Source organism: Nostoc parmelioides FACHB-3921 (assembly GCF_014696625.1).
GTDB classification, from domain to species: domain Bacteria; phylum Cyanobacteriota; class Cyanobacteriia; order Cyanobacteriales; family Nostocaceae; genus Trichormus; species Trichormus parmelioides.
The window spans coordinates 120,356-139,561 of sequence record NZ_JACJQL010000013.1 but is presented as its reverse complement, the minus strand read 5'-3'; the positions used below and the strand labels follow the sequence as shown (position 1 = coordinate 139,561).

17 protein-coding genes and 2 tRNA genes are annotated in these 19,206 nt (G+C 40.8%); 13 read left to right on the top strand and 6 right to left on the bottom strand.

Features of this window, described 5'->3' with window-relative positions; translation table 11 throughout:
* Nucleotides 1–507 precede the first annotated feature (507 nt).
* From H6G14_RS11825 to H6G14_RS11805, 5 genes are all read left to right on the top strand, one after another.
* Nucleotides 508–780: a UPF0367 protein family gene (locus H6G14_RS11825; protein ID WP_010998680.1), complete on the top strand. Its 273-nt coding sequence runs from the start codon at nt 508–510 to the stop codon at nt 778–780.
* Between the two features lie 14 nt (nt 781–794).
* Entirely contained in the window at nt 795–1,472 is a 678-nt protein-coding gene (locus H6G14_RS11820) for an ABC transporter ATP-binding protein (protein WP_011319285.1), read from the top strand.
* A 279-nt stretch (nt 1,473–1,751) separates the two neighbouring features.
* A complete protein-coding gene (locus H6G14_RS11815) occupies nt 1,752–2,300 on the top strand; it encodes an NYN domain-containing protein (RefSeq protein WP_190567596.1) in 549 nt (182 codons plus the stop codon).
* 152 nt (nt 2,301–2,452) lie between these two features.
* Nucleotides 2,453–2,524, top strand: a tRNA-Asn gene (locus tag H6G14_RS11810).
* A gap of 469 nt (nt 2,525–2,993) precedes the next feature.
* Entirely contained in the window at nt 2,994–3,317 is a 324-nt protein-coding gene (locus tag H6G14_RS11805) for a hypothetical protein (protein WP_190567595.1), read from the top strand.
* A 64-nt stretch (nt 3,318–3,381) separates the two neighbouring features.
* On the opposite strand, the gene gyrB is transcribed toward H6G14_RS11805, so the two are convergent.
* Complete coding sequence (gyrB, locus tag H6G14_RS11800; RefSeq protein ID WP_190567594.1) at nt 3,382–5,319, bottom strand: DNA topoisomerase (ATP-hydrolyzing) subunit B; 1,938 nt, start codon at nt 5,317–5,319, stop codon at nt 3,382–3,384.
* 376 nt (nt 5,320–5,695) lie between these two features.
* Here gyrB and miaA point away from each other — a divergent pair, with 376 nt between their 5' ends.
* Complete coding sequence (gene miaA / locus H6G14_RS11795; protein ID WP_190567593.1) at nt 5,696–6,589, top strand: tRNA (adenosine(37)-N6)-dimethylallyltransferase MiaA; 894 nt, start codon at nt 5,696–5,698, stop codon at nt 6,587–6,589.
* A gap of 58 nt (nt 6,590–6,647) precedes the next feature.
* Here the strand turns inward: miaA and H6G14_RS11790 are convergent, their stop codons facing one another.
* The gene (locus tag H6G14_RS11790; protein WP_190567592.1) at nt 6,648–7,376 is read right to left on the bottom strand and encodes a Uma2 family endonuclease; all 729 of its coding nucleotides are present in this window, start codon (nt 7,374–7,376) and stop codon (nt 6,648–6,650) included.
* Between the two features lie 176 nt (nt 7,377–7,552).
* Here H6G14_RS11790 and glcD point away from each other — a divergent pair, with 176 nt between their 5' ends.
* From glcD to H6G14_RS11765, 5 genes are all read left to right on the top strand, one after another.
* Nucleotides 7,553–9,031, top strand: coding sequence for a glycolate oxidase subunit GlcD (gene glcD / locus H6G14_RS11785; protein WP_190567591.1), 1,479 nt, complete (start codon nt 7,553–7,555; stop codon nt 9,029–9,031).
* Between the two features lie 254 nt (nt 9,032–9,285).
* Nucleotides 9,286–10,548, top strand: coding sequence for a glycoside hydrolase family 10-like protein (locus H6G14_RS11780; protein ID WP_190567590.1), 1,263 nt, complete (start codon nt 9,286–9,288; stop codon nt 10,546–10,548).
* Between the two features lie 38 nt (nt 10,549–10,586).
* Complete coding sequence (locus H6G14_RS11775; RefSeq protein ID WP_190567589.1) at nt 10,587–11,153, top strand: hypothetical protein; 567 nt, start codon at nt 10,587–10,589, stop codon at nt 11,151–11,153.
* A 403-nt stretch (nt 11,154–11,556) separates the two neighbouring features.
* Entirely contained in the window at nt 11,557–13,812 is a 2,256-nt protein-coding gene (locus H6G14_RS11770; RefSeq protein WP_190567588.1) for a GAF domain-containing sensor histidine kinase, read from the top strand.
* 44 nt (nt 13,813–13,856) lie between these two features.
* Nucleotides 13,857–13,928 (top strand) — tRNA-Lys (locus H6G14_RS11765).
* Nucleotides 13,929–14,420: 492 nt separating this feature from the next.
* On the opposite strand, the gene serS is transcribed toward H6G14_RS11765, so the two are convergent.
* From serS to H6G14_RS11750, 3 genes are all read right to left on the bottom strand, one after another.
* Nucleotides 14,421–15,701 carry a serine--tRNA ligase gene (gene serS, locus H6G14_RS11760; RefSeq protein ID WP_190567587.1) on the bottom strand — a complete coding sequence of 427 codons (1,281 nt, stop codon included), beginning with the start codon at nt 15,699–15,701 and terminating at the stop codon, nt 14,421–14,423.
* Between the two features lie 100 nt (nt 15,702–15,801).
* Nucleotides 15,802–16,380 (bottom strand): DUF3611 family protein, encoded by a 579-nt coding sequence (locus H6G14_RS11755; protein WP_011318527.1) that lies wholly within the window; start codon nt 16,378–16,380, stop codon nt 15,802–15,804.
* Nucleotides 16,343–16,510, bottom strand: coding sequence for a hypothetical protein (locus H6G14_RS11750; RefSeq protein WP_190567586.1), 168 nt, complete (start codon nt 16,508–16,510; stop codon nt 16,343–16,345). Before H6G14_RS11750 ends, H6G14_RS11755 begins: the two co-directional genes overlap by 38 nt.
* 670 nt (nt 16,511–17,180) lie before the next feature.
* Between H6G14_RS11750 and H6G14_RS11745 the strand changes: the two genes are divergently transcribed.
* Nucleotides 17,181–17,528: a PadR family transcriptional regulator gene (locus tag H6G14_RS11745; RefSeq protein ID WP_010998120.1), complete on the top strand. Its 348-nt coding sequence runs from the start codon at nt 17,181–17,183 to the stop codon at nt 17,526–17,528.
* 52 nt (nt 17,529–17,580) lie between these two features.
* A complete protein-coding gene (locus tag H6G14_RS11740; RefSeq protein WP_190567585.1) occupies nt 17,581–18,111 on the top strand; it encodes a cofactor assembly of complex C subunit B in 531 nt (176 codons plus the stop codon).
* A gap of 525 nt (nt 18,112–18,636) precedes the next feature.
* On the opposite strand, the gene H6G14_RS11735 is transcribed toward H6G14_RS11740, so the two are convergent.
* Nucleotides 18,637–18,954, bottom strand: a complete 318-nt coding sequence (locus H6G14_RS11735) for a DUF3155 domain-containing protein (RefSeq protein WP_179046469.1) — start codon at nt 18,952–18,954, stop codon at nt 18,637–18,639.
* Nucleotides 18,955–19,206: the final 252 nt, after the last annotated feature.

Sequence of the window (19,206 nt, the reverse complement as noted above, 5' to 3'; positions counted from 1 at the left end):
ATAATATCCCTGACCAGCCTACGAATACGAAGCGATCGCGCTTTAACCAGTCGTCTAGTACGTCAAACCACCCTCTACTGGGGGCCCGTCCTACTGCGATGGTCATTACAAGAAATCTCCAATGTTTTTATAAGTTCGGGTTTGTCTGTAGATGAAAATTGTATTACATCTCACAAACAGAAAGTTAACCAGATTGTCAATCTAGTTTACAAATTTTTACCGTCTCTAATAATTCTATGTGCAAATCGCTAATTTTTCCAGTAAATTTTGGGAATAATTTAATCTTTGGATACAGAAAGGGTTGGGGATAAGTGATTAGGGAATGGGAGGAAGCATACAAGCATAGGAGAATGTTGAGCATCGGCTATACGCCCCCTTAACTTGTTTCAGAAAACCTTATGGTTTCTCCGCAGGAGTACAGCACTCATGACTCAGCAGTCATCATTCCCCAATCTCCAATCTCATAACGCTAAAATGAGTCCTACAGTTATATGTAATTCCTGCTAAATGTTTACCATTGATTTAAGCATCAAGAACACTGCCTTCCCGATCACAGTGCAACGTAAGACAGCAGAGGACGCTGAGGCTGTTTATCAGCTGATTTTGGCAGCGATCCGCTCTGGTAATCCTGATATTGTGGAACTGAAGTGTGAGGGCAAGACAGAGAAAAAAATTGCTGTCCGCGCTAGTGAAATTTCCGGAGTCCAGATTACTCAGAAAGATGGTGTCACTACAAGTAGTGGTAGAGCGCCTGGATTTTTTGCCCTAGCGGGTGAGTAACTCAAGGTTTAAACATGGCGGACATGGGCATTGTCGTTAAAGATTTAAATTTCAGTTGGCCGAATGGTGAGACAGCAATTCAATCTTGCTCTTTGGAAGTACCTCAAGGAGAATTTTGGATGCTTTTGGGTACTAATGGCAGTGGCAAATCTACTTTACTCCGTTTGCTAGCAGGGCTTTTGGCTCCTAAATCTGGTGAAATTGGGGTTTTACATCCCGTGGGTTTTGTCTTCCAAAATCCTGATCATCAATTGGTAATGCCAACTGTTGGTGCTGATGTGGCTTTTGGTTTGGTGGAAGAAAAACTGCCAACATCTGCGGTCAGAGCTAGAGTAGAGGAGGCACTGGGGGCAGTGAATTTGAGTGCTTTACAGCTACGCCCAATTTACGCCCTGAGTGGGGGACAAAAGCAGCGTGTGGCTATTGCTGGAGCGATCGCTCGTCGCTGTGAAGTTTTATTATTAGATGAACCTACAGCCTTACTTGACCCAGATAGTCAACTGGACTTAGTGGCCAGTGTCCGCCGCCTAGTAAAAAGTAGGGGCATCACAGCTTTATGGGTAACACACCGCTTGGATGAGTTGAATTACTGTGATGGTGCTTTCTTACTGGAGAAAGGTTGTTTAGTAGATCAAGGTGAACCCCAACGCCTCAAACAACGTCTCATGGAAGTACACCAGGAAGCTTCTTGAATTGGAAAATGGGGAATGGGGGAAAGTATTAATGCCCCACACATACCTCATAACCAATCACAACTGACAACTGACCAACCTAAATTAATCAGTAATTTTTGACAACTGCAACGCGCCATTAATGGCGCGTTTGTTATTATTTGGGGCTTTTTCAAACTCAACTTTGCAAACAAATCATAATTTCCAACTATTTGTAACATAGTGTTACAGGCGATGCTTCAATTACTATAAAAGTTATGAATGGATCTTGTTAACTCTAGAAAATTGTGATCGAAAACCATGCCCCGTTCCCCAATCCCAGCCGTTTTATTAGTAGACGGCTACAATATAATTGGCGCTTGGCCTTGTTTGAAAAAAACCCGTGATAAAAATGGTCTAGAGGCTGCTCGCGGGCAACTTGTAGAAGCAATGACAAGTTACAGCTCGTATCAGGGTTATGACACCCAAATAGTTTTTGATGCTCACTATCAAAATACTTGTAGTAACAAAGAAATTATTACAGAGCTAGTTTCAGTTTATTACACAGATTTTGGGCAAACAGCAGATACCTATATTGAAAAAATTTGTGCTTCTTTGCGCCCTGAGGTTTCACAGTCTCGGATTTCTCGTGTAATTGTCGCTACATCAGACCGCGCACAACAGTTGACAGTACAGGGATACGGGGCTGAATGGTTATCAGCATATCAACTGTGTGGGGAGGTAGAAACTACAGTGTGTAGGATGCGGCAAAAGTATCAATCTCGTAAACAATCTAAAAGCAGGTTTCTCGCTAGCGCTATTGATCCTACAGCGCGTCAAAAGTTAGCTGAACTACGAATGGGAATTTAAGTATATATTACCATCTAAAAGCCTCTAGTGTAAGTCTAGAGAAGGTTTTGGCTGGAATAATCTGGACAATAAAGCCACTGAAAATTTTTTTTGCAAAAGTACTTGCTATATCCTATCGACTACGCTACTATTATAAATCGTGAGAGCAACGTTCCTCAGTAGCTCAGCGGTAGAGCGATCGACTGTTAATCGATTGGTCACTGGTTCGAATCCAGTCTGGGGAGTTTAACAATAGAGAAAGACAAAAGGTAAAAAACAGGACAGGGAGTGAGAAATCAAACTTCACAAACCTACCCGATGTACTTTTAAAATTTTGATCACTGCACCAATTTGTGGTCTTCCTGAATTATGGCAAATACTTTGGGAGACTAAAACGGGTATATCAACCTTGAGAATGCCCCAATCAAGTAAGGTTGGCTTGACTTTAATTGAACGTGTGTGGACATCGGAGAATTGTCAAATAGCTAAAATAAGTCGGTAGGGCGATCGCTGGTCATTAACCTAACTTGGTATAATGGTTTTGTGCAACAATCAGCCCAGAAAGCGACAAATCTGAGCAGTCAAACAGACCTTTTGAATGGAAACTACCCTTCAATGTCCACAATTGAAAGACACGAAAGCTTTTTGTTGTCAGGGTTTGATCTTTACTTGATGTCCTGATTGATCTGGCTAAGGCTATAACAGGGGAATAATATGAAAACTATTGTGCAGAAAATATTTTCCGGTTTAGCTACACCCATAAAAGTTTCTTTAACAGTTTTGCTATTAAGCACACCAGCAGTAGCTAACGAAAATTCTCAGATTACTGGTGGTTTAATTCCTAGAGAACCAAACTTCTTTAAACAGGGAAGGGAACTGTTTGATAGAGAAATCTACTTTTTAATCACAACAAATAGGCAGACTCAAGAAGCTGTTCTCAAGGTTCCCAGTCAGTTATCAATTCAAGAACAATTATTACCCTTTGAAAAGTCTCAACCATTACCAAACAATTCTCATAATCCTAAAACCAATCAATGACTTTGGTTTATAAAGAAAATGGGTAATTGATGTGGAATAATCACCCATTTAAACTTTTAACCGATTAGATATCTAAATCTGTGAGGTTAAGTTTAGAACCGTAGGTTTCAATAAATTCGCGTCTGGGGGCAACCCGATCGCCCATTAAAATTGTAAAGATGCGATCTGCTTCTGCTGCATCTTCGATTTCAACTCGCTTGAGGGTGCGGGTTTCTGGGTTCATGGTGGTTGTCCAGAGTTGTTCTGGCATCATTTCACCCAAACCTTTGAAGCGTTGGATGGTGTAGTTCGCATTCGCGGGGAATTTGGCGATCGCTTGTTGTAAATCACGCTCGCTATAGCAATACTCATAATTGCGTCCCCGTTCTACTTTATATAACGGGGGACAAGCAATGTAGATGAAACCTTGTTCGATGAGCGCTCGTTGGTATCTATAAAAGAAGGTCAATATTAATGTGCGGATGTGCGCTCCATCTACGTCAGCATCGGTCATGATGATGATGCGGTGATAGCGTAGTTGGGTGGAGTCGAATTCTTCACCTTTGACACCTAAACCCAGGGCAGTGATTAACGCCTGAATTTCATTATTTTTATAGATTTTGGAATCGTCTGTTTTTTCGATGTTAAGGATTTTACCACGTAGGGGGAGGATAGCTTGGGTGCGGCGATCGCGTCCTTGTTTGGCGCTACCACCGGCTGAGTCACCTTCCACAATGTAAATCTCAGATTCGCTGGGGTCGCGGGAACTACAATCTGCTAATTTACCGGGTAATGGAGAAGATTCTAGTACTGATTTACGTCGGACTAACTCCCGTGCGTGACGTGCTGCTTCTGCGGCTTTGAAAGCTTGGATGGCTTTATCTAAAATTGAGTCAGCGATACCAGGGTGAAATTCTAAGTACTCGGTGAGGACTTCGCCTACCAAAGAATCAACAATACCCCGGACTTCGGTGTTACCTAGTTTGGTTTTGGTTTGTCCTTCAAATTCTGGGTCTGGGACTTTGACGGAAATTACTGCTGTTAAACCTTCGCGGACGTGTTCACCACTGAGGTTTGGTTCATTTTCTTTAATTTTATTGCGCTTGCGGGCGATCGTGTTGAGTGTACGAGTCAGAACCGCCTTCAAACCTTCTAAGTGTGTACCGCCATCTATGGTGCGGATATTATTGGCGAAACCCAGTACATTGTCTGTGTAAGCATCAGTACACCACTGTAAGGAAACTTCTATTTGTACGTTGTTACGCTCTCCCTGCACATAGATGATTTCTTCATGTAGTGGTTGCTTATCACGGTTCATGTAAGCAATGTACTCTTTGATACCACCTTTATACTCGTAGCTTTCTACTTTAGGTGTATCACTTTTTAGTAGTTCCAAACGATTGTCGGTGAAAGTGATTTTCACTCCTGCATTCAGATACGCTAACTCGCGCAGGCGACTTGAGAGGGTGATGTAATCAAATTCAATACTATTAGTAAAGATTTGACTATCTGGTTTGAAACTGACAGATGTTCCTGTTCTTGCTTCCTTATAGGGCTTTGCTATGAGTTCAGTAACAGGGATACCACGTTCATAACGTTGAATATGAACTTTCTTGTCTCGCCAGACTGTAACTTCAACAACTTCTGACAAGGCATTAACTACGGAAATACCAACCCCGTGCAAGCCTCCAGAAACTTTGTAACCACCACCGCCAAACTTACCCCCAGCGTGCAGTACCGTCATCACTGTTTCCAAAGCTGATTTTCCCGTCCGCGAGTGAGTATCCGTAGGAATACCGCGACCATCATCTGTAACAGTCACGGAACCATCAGCATTGATATCCACCTCTATATGAGTGCAGTAACCTGCCAATGCTTCGTCAATAGAGTTGTCTACCACCTCATAAACTAGATGGTGGAGTCCTCGCGGCCCGGTAGAACCGATGTACATCCCCGGTCGTTTACGGACGGCTTCCAGACCTTCCAGAACTTGAATCTGATCGGCACTGTAACTGCTCGTCATGAATATTCTCCTGATGCGTGGGGTTGAAATCGCCCAAAGGCTAAAAAGTCAAATCACTCCAAAATTCTAACACAAAAGCCTTAAAGGCGACTGTAGGGCATTTTTGTGAGAAGTTTATATAGGGGATGTAACCCCATAAGTTTTTTGAATTAATCGCCTTACTATTGCAAATTTCACCGATTTATAACATACTCAACAAGTTTTGAGTAGAAGAGATTAAGACTTTGTAGTGTTTAGTCTCCGAACAAAATTTCACCTATCGTCTGTTAAATCGCTCAAAATCTAAAAAGAGCAAAATGCTTAAGAATTTTAGCACAAAAGCGTTGATGGGAAGCAGGGGAGTAGGGGACAACTATTGACAACTGATAACTGACCAATGACTAAATTAATCGTAATTTGTGGAGCTACGGCGACGGGTAAATCTGGTTTGGCTTTGAACTTAGCTATGCGGTTGGGTTCTGTGATTTTGAGTGCTGATTCTCGTCAAGTGTATCGTGAATTTGATATTGGTACAGCGAAGCCAACGCTGGCAGAACAAAAAGCCGTTCCTCATTATCTAATAGATATCTGCACTCCCAGAGAAACGATGACAGTTGCAGATTATCAAGAACAGGCACAAGCACTAATTAATTCTCCACCAGTTTCGCCGTTATTGTTAGTGGGAGGTACTGGTTTATATATACGTTCTATTGTACAGGGGATGAAGATCCCCAGGGTTGCACCGAATTATGAATTGCGATCGCAACTCGAATCTTTAGGTCAAACTACACTCTACGGCATATTACAACAAGTTGATCCCGTTGCGGCTCAGAAGATTCATCCCCATGATCCTGTGCGAACTTTACGAGCAGTAGAAGTATTTTACGTTACTGGCATTCCCATATCGGCACAGCAAGGAGAAAATCCCCCAGATTACCCCATTTTACAGATTGGGTTAGATTGTGAAATGGAAAGATTGGGTGAGCGCATTCACAAACGCACTGAACAAATGATAGCAGATGGCTTAGTTGGAGAAGTTGAATATCTGTGCCAAAAATATGGTGCTGATTTACCCTTGTTAAATACTTTAGGATATCAAGAAATTAAGCAATATTTAGCTGGAGAAATTTCCTTAGAAGCAGCCAAAGAATTAATCGTACTGCATACAAGACAATTTGCCAAACGCCAACGCACCTGGTTTAGAGCCTATCCCCAAATTGAGTGGTTTAATGCAGATGAGCCTGATTTGTTAGATATTGTTTGGCTGCATATTTGTAGAGACGTTTCATGAAATTCAGAAAACAGCACATTTATGAAACGTCTACAGTCATAAATCCATCGAAATACGTCTATATAGTATCAGGATCAATGCCCATAGCCCTTAACCTTTCAGCCAATAATTGAGCGCGTGTTTCTGCTTGTTCAGCACGTTGTCTTTCTTGTTCAGCGCGTTGTCTTTCCTGTTCAGCACGTTCATCTCCTGTCAACAAAAGATTACCATCTTGATAGCACCAACGTAACCAAGTATCCTGTCTACCTTCAAACTCGCCTTCCCAGAAAGTGACACCTAAACCAACTTGTTCTAACCAATTTTCTGAAGTTTCAAAATAACGTCTTCCCCTAAGTTCATAAACTCGTAATTTTTTCTCTCCTAATTGCTGAGTAGAATCATAAACAATGTAATAACTCACGCGCATTTGTTCATAAATTTGCAGCTTTTTACTAAGTTCCTCACCTTCTGTATTGGAGACAATTTCTATTACAACTTCTGGGGGTTTACCAAATCGCCAAAGCATATAACAACGATTTTGTTTCTCCCACCAATTTTCCGGGACTTGAACATCCAAACTTAGGAAAACATCGGGTACAATTGGCGGCTGTTTGTCTGTGTGATATATACCGACATTGGCTTCAGCCAAAAAAGTTTGGTTTTGTAAAGAACTATAAAGAGAGCCGACTAATAGGCGTTGTTGTTTGGCAGATGCGAAATTGTCCACAGGTGTATCATCTTCTGTAACTAGCAGGTTGGCATCTGGCACATAGAAATCATCATTATTTATGAGAAGTTGCTCAACCATAAATGTATCCACTATCTAAGAGCGTTATTTCTAGGTTAATTGATTGGTGGGTAGTTGAATATGTTGCGGCGATGATTTGAGAGTGACTGTAAGCGATCGCCTCTTCGCCCCCTGAAACTGTTATTCTTGCAACAATAGTAATTAAACTCCTCCACCAGTCTGTTAAATAAAAATCTATGCTTACCCAAGACCAAGATCAGAAACAACGTAACTGGAAACCCATTATCAAAGCATTTGAGGCTGTCCTGGGTACAAATGGCGTAGTCCAACGCCGTGAGGAACTTATCACCTATGAATGTGATGGTTTAACTAGCTACCGTCAACGTCCGGCTGTGGCGGTTTTACCTAGAACGACAGAACAAGTGGCGGCGGTAGTGAAGATATGTAACCAGTATGCTGTACCTTTCATTGCGCGGGGTTCTGGTACTGGCTTATCTGGTGGTGCTTTACCATCGGAAGATTCAGTTTTAATTGTTACTTCTTTAATGCGGCAAATTTTGAGTGTTGATTTAGATAATCAGCGCATTATTGTTCAACCAGGGGTGATTAACAGTTGGGTGACACAAACTGTCAGTGGTGCGGGATTTTATTATGCGCCAGACCCTTCTAGTCAAATTATCTGTTCAATTGGGGGTAATGTTGCGGAAAACTCTGGCGGGGTGCATTGTCTAAAATATGGTGTCACAACAAACCACGTTTTGGGGTTGAAAATCGTCACACCTGAAGGGGAAATAGTTGATTTAGGTGGGCAAATTCCTGAAGCCCCTGGTTATGACTTAACTGGTATATTTGTCGGTTCGGAAGGTACTTTAGGGATTGCTACAGAAATTACTTTGCGGATTCTCAAAAGTGCAGAATCAATCTGTGTTTTATTAGCAGACTTTACTAGTGTGGAAGCGGCGGGGGCAACTGTTTCCGATATCATCAGCGCGGGGATAATTCCGGGTGGGATGGAAATGATGGATAACGTTAGCATCAATGCGGTGGAAGACGTTGTCGCCACTAATTGTTATCCTCGTGATGCCACAGCAATTTTATTAGTGGAAATTGATGGTTTAGAAGTGGAAGTTGCAGTAAATAAACAACGCGTTATAGATATTTGTAAACAGAATGGGGCGCGTAGTGTAACTTCTGCTAGTGACGCAGAAACGAGATTGAAATTATGGAAAGGTCGTAAAGCGGCTTTTGCGGCGGCTGGTCATTTAAGTCCAGATTATTATGTACAAGATGGGGTAATTCCTCGGACTCAATTACCTTATGTATTGCAAGAAATTGAGGTATTAAGTCAAAAATTTGGGTATCCAATTGCCAATGTTTTTCATGCTGGTGATGGTAATCTGCATCCATTGATTCTATTTGATAATTCCATTTCTGGTGCATTAGAGAAAGTCGAAGAATTGGGAGGAGAAATTCTCAAACTTTGTGTTAGAGTCGGCGGTAGTATTTCTGGAGAACATGGGATTGGGGCAGATAAAAAATGTTATATGCCTGATATGTTTAGCAATGTTGATTTAGAAACTATGCAGTGGGTAAGACAAGTATTTAATCCCCAAGGTTTGGCTAATCCTGGAAAGATATTCCCCACACCGCGCACCTGTGGCGAAGCTGCAAATGCTATTAAAAATCAACATTTTGAAGGAGTAGAAAGATTTTAATACTCGTCAATTAACAGCAAAAATATTTGTTTTTAGTAAGGGCTAAAGCCCTTATTTTTTTAAAGAATTTGAAAAAATGGTAGTTAACACGAAATTTTTGCTTAAACTGTGCAATTTATTTCAATAAAGCAAGCCGATAATTAATATAGTTTGAATTATTGATACATAGATGACGTTATTTATCAAGAGTTTGAGGGTATACTAACTTATTCCGTAATTCTTATTCCCTCTTCCCGGCGAAGTTAGACTTTCTCATGACTCGGTTGGCAAAACTGTTTTTTTCGTACTTACTGTTTATACAATTAATCTTGTATTTAACAGGATTATCTATCCCTTCATTTTCTAATTATCAACAAAAAGGCAGTATACCAACTACAACAGAAATTCGTGGAGTTTGGCTGACTAATGTTGCTAGCGGTGTACTTTTTGTACCCTGGGGTATTAATCGTGCTATTGACCAACTATCTGCACTAAACTTTAATACAATTTATCCTGTAGTTTGGAACAGGGGCTATACCTTTTATAAAAGTGGTACAGCTAAATCTGTTACGGGTGCTGATACTCAACCCCTGCTGAATTTTGTCCACGGGGGACAGGATGTTTTAGCAAAAATAATTGCACTTGCTAAACCTAAAAATTTAAGCGTTATTCCCTGGTTTGAATATGGTTTTATGGCACCACCCGATTCAGTGATAGCCAAGCGTCATCCTGAGTGGTTAACAAATGGTCAAGGTGGAGTCATATCTATTAGTGAAATGTTACCAGAAGAAAGCGACAATGACCCTACAAATAAGTTAGTTTGGCTCAATCCTCTACACCCAGAGGTACAGCAGTTTATCCTCTCCCTAATTACAGAAGTTGTTACTAATTATCATATCGATGGCATTCAAATTGATGATCATTTTGGAATGCCAGTACAGTTTGGTTATGACCCATATACTACTGAACTTTATCAAAAAGAACATCAAGGTAAAAGCCCACCTCGTAACCATTTTGATGGGGAGTGGATGAAGTGGCGTGCTAACAAGATCACTCGTTTCATGACACAAGTTTCTCAAGTAGTGAAAGAGATTAAACCCAATGTTAAGGTATCTCTTTCTCCTAATTCGCAAGCTTTCGCATACAGGTATTATTTGCAAGATTGGGCAAATTGGGTAAAGACAGGTTTAGTGGATGAATTGATTTTGCAGGTGTATCGCAATGATAAAAGTAGCTTTGTGTACGAATTAGAACAGCCTGCTGTCAAGCTTGCGCGTACTCAAATTCCCGTAGCGATTGGCATATCCACAGGAACTTTGCGAAGTCCTGTTAAGATTGAGCAAATTAGAGAACAAGTACAAGCTGTACGCGATCGCTCTTTTTTTGGTATCTCTTTCTTTTACTGGGAAAGTCTGTGGGGTTACATTACCCCAGAATCACCCCCATACCGCCGTCAAGTATTTCAACAAATGTTTACTGCTAAAGCCGCTAGGCCATTAGCACCAGTGAGGGAAGGCAAAAGGCAGGGTGAAGGGTAAAACGGCTCTTTCCTTGTCCCTAATCCCCAATTATCCCCATGAAAACACCGTTAAAATTTATCTTGCTGTGGACTATGGCTACTTTTGGTGGGTTTTTGGGTAGTTTGTTTTGGGTGGAAGTGGGGGAACAGTCAGAGATTGGCCTTGTACAAGCTGCTATTGGTGGATTAGCGATCGCTTTACCTCAAAGTTTAATTCTGCGAGACCATATCTCTATATTCAAGTGGGTTTGTTTCACCTTGGTTGCTTGGGTAATAATTACAGCTATCGGTATCGGCGCAATTGGTTGGGTTGTACCCTCTGGGGAATTTCTCCCTCTACGCCTCCTGTATGGGGCAAAAATCGGTGTTGTTGGCGGTCTGGCTTTGGGAATAGCCCAATGCTTGGCAATTCGTCAGCCAATCTTATGGACTTGGCAATGGATATTAGTTAATTCTTTTAGTTGGGCGATCGCTATCCCCATAGGTACTACCATAGGGTTTATCCTCCGCCGCCTAACGCACTTGTTTTTAGGTGAAGTCGCCGGATTAGCTATCACTTGGCTCATAGTCGCCATCCTCACAGGTATTAACGCCTACAAGTTAGATAAGGGTGTTGGGGTATAGGGGTTTAAAACTCCTACACCCTTACACCCACTCTCAACAAAAAATCTGGGTGCATAATTCCTATTTAAGTTAAGCAATCATGACTTTATTAAAAAATATAACGTTAATTAATTTACTATTTGAATTGCATTAAGCTTATGCAACAATCTTAATTAAATCTTAATAATAAGTTTCAGTAAAATTACACTAGCCTGCAAATGCGTTTGCACCTCCACCAAGCAGGATTTTTTTCATCTTATTGCTATCTACTTTTCTAGATTTCTGGTAAGAAATAAAGATAGGGCAAAATATCACAAGCAAAGTCGAACTAAATTTCACTTTAGGCGCTAAAAAGCATTTTCTACCATGAAATTCCGAGAGAACGCGCCTATACGAGCCAGTAAAACCAGACAGGGACTCTCGCATGAATATCAACCCAGTAGATTCAGCCATCAAGTTGAAGCAACAGTCGCATCCGCATATTCTTTTTGGGACAGAGGTAGATGAACAAAACAGTGGTGAACAGTTATTACTGAGTATGTATGATTCTGTGCAGACATCTATATTTGTAGTGGATGTTCTGCAAGACGGAGATTTTCAGTATGTCGCACTCAATCCCACCCATGAAAGATGGGTAGGAATTAGATCAGAAGATTTACGGGGCAAAAAACCAGAAGATATTTTAACAGCAGTTGATGCGGCTAAAGTGCGTCAGCATTATGCTGACTGTGTACGCTTTGGCAAAACGATTTCCTATGAACAATGCTTACAGTTTCAGGGAGTAAGCACTTGGTGGAGTACAACGCTTACGCCACTACGAGATACTAACTCTAAAATTTATCGATTGATTGGCACTAGTAGCAATATCACTGCGGCAAAACAAACAGCACAAGCCAGAGAAATTCAAGCGGAAGGCGCGCAAATGCTAGCCGCAATTGCTCAAAGGATTCAGGAATCTTTAGATTTAGAAACAATCCTTTATCAAACCGCCAAAGATGTACGACAGTGTTTAAAATGCGATCGCATTCTGATTTATCAAATCAAATCAGACAATAATGGGGCGATTGTTGCAGAATCAACTGTATTGTCTGATATTTCCCTGCTGGGGAAACAATTTTGTGATCCTTGCTTCAAAGCTAGAGATAAGGAGCCTCAGGGACGATGTTGTCTAGAAATTATTGAAGATATCTATGCAGCAGGAGTGAAATCTTGCCAGAGAGATTTCCTGGCCTCTATGCAGGTGAGGGCTAATATAGTCGTGCCAATAGCTTTAAAACCAGACTTATGGGGGCTGTTAATTGCCCAATACTGCTATGAACCACATCAATGGCAGCAAACAGAAATTGACTTACTCAAGCAACTAGCCAGCCAATTGAGTATAGCCATTCAAAATACGAAACTACAACAGCAACTAAAACAACTACAAGCCAAGCTAGCAACACACAAACGTGAGCAGCAAGCCCAGGTAAAGCAGGCAGACAAATTTCAGGCACTAGTTTTACATATCACAGAGAAAACTCGTGATTACAGGGACGAAACGCAAGTTTTAGCAACAGTCACTCAAGAGTTAGCCAATTTATTCCAACTAGAATCTTGCTACATCGAACTTTATAACACTGACTGCACCGTAGCTAGTGTAGTTCATGAATATGCAGCTAACCAGCCCACATACCAGGGACTCACTAGACAAATTGCAGACTTTAGCGAAATCTATGAACCACTATTACAAAAACAGCATTTTCAAACCATAGAAATTGTCCCAGGTTGGCATCCTCAATTACTGGTAATTACCCAACTGGCTTGTCCCATTTTTGATGCTCAAGGGATGCTGGGTAATTTGTGGCTGATTCGACCCATACAACAAATGCTCAGTCAATCAGAAATTTGCCTAGTACAAACTTTAGCAAATTTATGTGCGATCGCCATTCGCCAAGCAAGGTTAGACGCAACGAACCAAGCACGACTGAAAAAATTAGAACAGCGAGAAAACCTGACCAACAAATTTCTCAGAAAACTTTCTCAAGAACTGCGGACACCAATAACTAGTATTAGCCTAGCAGCGCAAACCCTCGAAACTGTCCTCTCACCCTCAATTACCTTAGATGAAATCATCCCTCAACTTTTACAGATTCTACATAATGAGTGCGGTAGAGAAAGCAAATTAATTAACGATTTGCTGACACTTACCTATCTGCAAACCAAACCAGAACCGCCTACACTCATTTCCATCGACTTCCAAACCTGGCTTCCCCCCATCGTTGAATCCTTCCGTGACCTCACCAGTTGTCAGCAACAGCGATTAAACCTGACGATTGAGCCAGGCTTACCACGTTTAGAAACAGATATCACTGAACTAGAGCGGATTCTTACCGAACTACTCAGTCATACCTGCAAATATACTCCGGCTGGTGAATCAATTACAGTTTCCGCCCAACTCACAGATGATACTGTGCAACTAAGTATTAGCAATTCTGGCTTAGAAATTCCTACTCATGTGCGATCGCGCATCTTCGAGCCGTTTTATCATATTTCTAACAATGATCCTTGGAAATATAGTGGTACTGGCTTGGAAATGGCATTAGTACAAAAAATGGTCAGGCATTTAGGCGGCTCCATTTCTGTCGAGAGTGGTCATGGTCAAACCACTTTTATCATCAGATTTTCCTGCTCACTCAGCTAAATCTTGGCAGAACTACAGAATTTTGTTATTATGGTAGTTGGTGTGGGTGACTAGCTCAACGGTAGAGCAGTAGACTCTTAATCTATTGGTTGCGGGTTCAAATCCCTCGTCACCCACTTTTAGTTATCCATTTTCTCTCTCATACTATAGATTTAACTTACCCTATAAAAAATAATAGGAATGGATACCTAGAATAGAAATATTCTATACTTGATACTTGTTAATATAATTTAAATTTATAAATTTCCTATATAAGCTGTCTCTAAAAAATCCTAAGAATTTATTAGACAGGAGGTTTGAACCGTTTTGCCTATAAACCTTCTGTTTTCTATTTCAAGTGTGATTTATCATTAAATGACATCAAAGATTACTCTAGAGGATATTTTAGAATGATGTACTAACTTTGATAAGCGAAATCAGAATTTCGTAATATTAATGATAATCCGATGTTATTAAATCATAATTCAAGCGTACTGAACAAGAATTTCAGAATACCGTTGTAGTGCATCAATATCTCCATATAATCTCTCTTAGAAAAGTGATTATATGGAGGTTATTCGTAAGAAATTTTGCCCAATCTGAAAACCTGAGAATGCTTTGTATCCGTATTACAAAACTTCCCTACCCAAGAAAGGTTGCAACACTTCCGGTATCAAAACAGTGCCATCTGGTTGCTGATAATTCTCCAAAATAGCTGCCATTGTGCGCCCTACAGCCAAGCCAGAACCGTTGAGGGTATGGACAAACTGCGTACCTTTCTTACCTGCTTCCTTAAAGCGAATATCGGCTCGCCGCGCTTGGAAATCAAAACAATTAGAACAACTGGAAATTTCCCGATACTTACCAGAAGATGGTAGCCATACTTCTAAATCATAGGTTTTCGTTGACCCAAAACCTAAATCACCAGTACAGAGATTAATCACCCGGTAAGGTAATTTTAAAGCCTGTAAAATTGCTTCGGCATTCCCCACCAATTTTTCTAATTCATCAAAAGAAGTGCTGGGATGAACAAGTTTCACCAACTCTACTTTATTGAATTGATGCAAGCGAATTAAACCCCGCATATCTCGTCCATAACTTCCTGCTTCCCGACGAAAACAGGGAGTATAAGCACAGTGATAAATGGGTAAATTTTCCGCCGCCAAAATTTCTCCGCGATAAAGGTTAGTCACAGGAACTTCTGCTGTGGGAATTAACCACAATTCATCATCAGCACACTTAAAGCTTTCTTCCGCAAACTTCGGTAATTGACCAGTTCCTGTTAAAGAATCAGTATTGACTAACAAGGGTGGACTAACTTCTACATAGCCAGCTGCGGTTTGCGTTTTCAGCATAAAGTTAATTAATGCCCGTTCTAACGCTGCACCAGCGCCTATCAAGTTGACAAAGCGACTTTGGGCAACTTTGACAGCACGCTCAAAATTGAGAATACCCAGTTTTTCGCCGATTTCCCAATGGGGGATAATATTCGGATTCTGGGGTAGATATTCATCACCCCAACGCCTTACCTCTACATTTTCTTCCTCACCTTTACCTATCGGTGTAGAGTCACTGGGTAAATTAGGGAGTGCGAGTATAAGTTGCTCAATTTCCCCCTTGAGTTCTTTTTCTCTTGGTTCTAGTTCACTCAGTTGGGTTTTAATGGAGTTTCCCTCATCCCGCAAAGCTTGAATTTCTGGGTCTTGAGGATTAATACCCGATTTAATCTTCTGTCCAACAATTTTACCAATTTCATTACTCCGGGCTTGGATTTGACTGCGTGTCGCTTCCACCTCCCGTTGTTGCTTATCTAACTGTAATATGGGTTGAATGTCATAGGTACCACTGCGGCTATTCAACCGTTCCTGAATTAGTTGGGGATTTTCCCTTATTTGCTTAATATCCAGCACAAATTTTTCTCAATCTTTCGCCTAGTATCTTCTTGCCAACACATCAGCATATACCGATTTTGTCTTGCCATGACAGGAAAGGCAAGCACAAAAATCTTGTTTAAGATTTGTTGATGCGATTGAGTAGCCACAGTGAGCTAACCAGCCCAGCAAAGTGGGCTGAGACTGTATTGATGTTAGCCTGAACTACCAACATATCTAGACCACTGATGATGCGGGTAGGGTCAAATAATTGGGTAGTGACAGCTTGGGGAGATATTGACCTAGCCACTAATGTACCAACGATCGCCTGCGCTCCCAATAATGTCACCAGAGTCCCGCCTAAATTTATCCACAGTCCTAAGCGTAATACTTGCACTGTCTCCACTTTACGAGGTCGATTGCTGGGGTTGGAGGATAGCAATTGATTCCCAATTCTGGTGTAACGGAAGGCTAAATAAATCCCCCCGCCCAGCACTACCAATCCACAAATAGCTAAAAACACCCCAAAGCCAGTCCCCGGATTATTATTAGGGCTACCTGCTCTTTGGCTAAAAATGCCAAACAATAGGACAATGATGCCAGAAATAACACCGAGTACTAGCTGAATCCAGAAGCTAATCCAGCCTGTCATACGGAACGTCTGAGCAATTGTCCGGAGATTAGAAGAAGATGATGGAGCATCGGGGTTTCGTGACATACGGCTTGCTCACCAACTGGCTAGTACAAAATGCAAATAAAACATCGACAATCTTGGCTGTGTGCTGCTCTAAAATACTATCTTTATTTCTGCCATGCTGTGCCAAAGATTTGTTAGTTTTTAAAGTCACACTTATTTTTTCAGTAAAGTGTTAGTGTAAAAAAATGCTGTCTACGGAGAAAGAAAAAACTATTTAAAAGTTATTTTCCTCATACTTCTTCATCCTGTTATCTTTGATATTTGCTTGTGAGTTTTTACTGTGATTAGCAAACCCAAAAGAGGAAACAATGCTGTGAACTGAGGGGCTGTAAAGCTAGCGGCATAAGCATAAAATCCTCTATTTAGCCCCTAGTAGCTTTTTTATTCGTACTGGTGTGAGAGTTTGATAAACACAGATGTACCTTCAGCAATGTAATTATTACCAAATAAACTATTTATTAACTTTTACAGAGTTACAGACAAAACGGCATTTTACCTGTAAAATTTCTTCGATAGCATCTTACGTTTCAGCAGTTCTAAACCAGCTCGGCATTACTTGACACCTAGATAGTGACAAAGCCACTGTCTAGGCACCTCCTCACAACACTAATTAGAGCTAGATAGAGGCGCAATTCTTTGCGTTACTCAAACTTTTGCTTGTGACCTGTACTGTTCACAGGGTAGTTCATCATTACTTGTTTACACTGGGTAAATTTTCCCCAGGTAGCGCTATATACTTACTCATTTGCAAGTAGCGCCCTATACTGATGAAAAACCTTTAGCTTTCACCTTAAGGGATACTTTTAGCCATCCACGAACTTATGAAAATTGAGGATATATATCAATTCTTTGAAAATCCTCCGCCAACTTACCTCTGCCAGGAAGTAGCAATTTGTTACATTCTGTATGTTTTACTACAAGGTGAATCCTACGGAACTGAATTAATTCAGCAACTAGAAACTGAACACCCCACCTATCGGCTCTCAGATACTGTACTTTATAGTGCCATCAAATTTCTGGAAGACAATAGGGCGATTACTGGGTATTGGAAGAAGTTGGAAGGGAGAGGTCGCCCCAGGCGAATGTATCAAGTTTCTCCAGAATGGCAACATCAAGCGGAAGATTTAGCCCGGCTTTGGCAAAATTACATTTATGTGAGGACAAATTAACCAATAATTAATAATGAATAAATCTCCCCCTGTTAAACATTAATAATTAGTTATGGATACTGCTATTCTGCCATCAACGTTCTTACTCACCTTGTTACTGGCTGTTGGTTTGCTCTTCTTCATTCGGGCATCTACTAAAGACCGTACAGAAATGATGCAATTGGTTTCCGAGCAAGAAGAAACCGTTTTAATGCCGCAATTACAAGAGTATTTTCGCTCTCGGTCTTACCGAGTGGCAGAAGTAGACCATGAAAAAAACCAAGTGACTTTTGAAGGGTTCGTGAAACCCAGCATATTTTTGGCAGTGTTTCTCACGCTGCTAGCATCTGCTGGTTTAGTGTGTTTGTCTTTGGTTTTCGCTTTGTTGTTCCCTAGATTCGGTAATATTTTTCTGGGATTGGTATTATTTGCGCCTTTGAGTGGACTTTTTTATTGGAAAAAAGCAGGCAGGCTAGAAAAAGTTGTGCTGAAATTAGAATCTGTGGCTAATCAGCCCCAATTGTTTAGTAAAATTACTGTTGTTGCCCACCGTGATGAACTACTTGAGCTACAAAAAGCACTACCTTTAAAGCCTAATGAGTAATTAGTAATTGAGTGTGTAGATGCAAACTGTATGTCGATTTTTCCACAAACGGGTATTTAAGAGATGACAATCGGGAGAATCACTAGTACTAAATGGCGGAATTAAACACAAAGCACCACAATCCTCCAAAATTTTGAATTGATATCACTTTATGTTTCGCCCTTTGCTTTTTACCTATCGCCTTTTGTACTAGTGTTCTTTTTCCCTACGACCCCAAATCGCAGGGAAAACCGTGTATCTTGACAGAGTTTTCTGAACAATCCACAGGAGGAAAGTAAAGTTCAACTCTCGCTTCTGGGTGTTTTTTGCTCTATCCTGATACTCTTGTGCATCATGAAACAAGCAATCAACCCAGACAAACCAATTTGGTCTGTTGAGAGTCAATTTTTCAATTACTTGGACTAGCTCTACTGGCAAATTAGTGACAAACTTAAAAAAATTGGAAATTTTGCATAAACTGCACACTTTTGCCAGTTAAATGATTGTCAGAAGCTGTATTCAACACGTAAGATTATCATCGATGAATCAGCGACTGCCTACCGCCACTGGTTCAACCCCGGCGGGAGATTCAAGTACCCGCAGGCTGGGAAACAGGAAATGATTTTCCTCAACGTATTGAGCGCCAAACAGCCCTTTCTCTGCCCAAAAATAACGGTCTGTAGTGTGTTCGTTTCGCTTTACGAGTAGCAACGCCGGTGGCAAGATACCTTCAGCTTGAATAAATTTTCTGGCTGCTGTCACGGGTTTCTCTTCACCGCTTTCGATGCTGTATTGAGGTACGTGTTCTAAAATACGTCGTCCTTCCTGGCGACGACGACTTTTTCTTTTACGTCTCCTTGCCAACCTATTTTCCTCCTCTTTCAAGCTATAGATTGTAGTGATAGCTACAAAATCCGTCGTAATTATATAAGTTCTAGTTCAAAAGATCAATAGTTTTTAAACTTTAGATACAACAAAGATATTACTATTGACGGTAGATAAATCAAAAGCTAATTGGTACATCACTCCTTGAGAAAAACCATTACTCGAAAGATTTAGTTAAGCTTTATTAAATAACTGAGGAAAATAAAGTATCTTCTCTTATCTTCCCTCAAA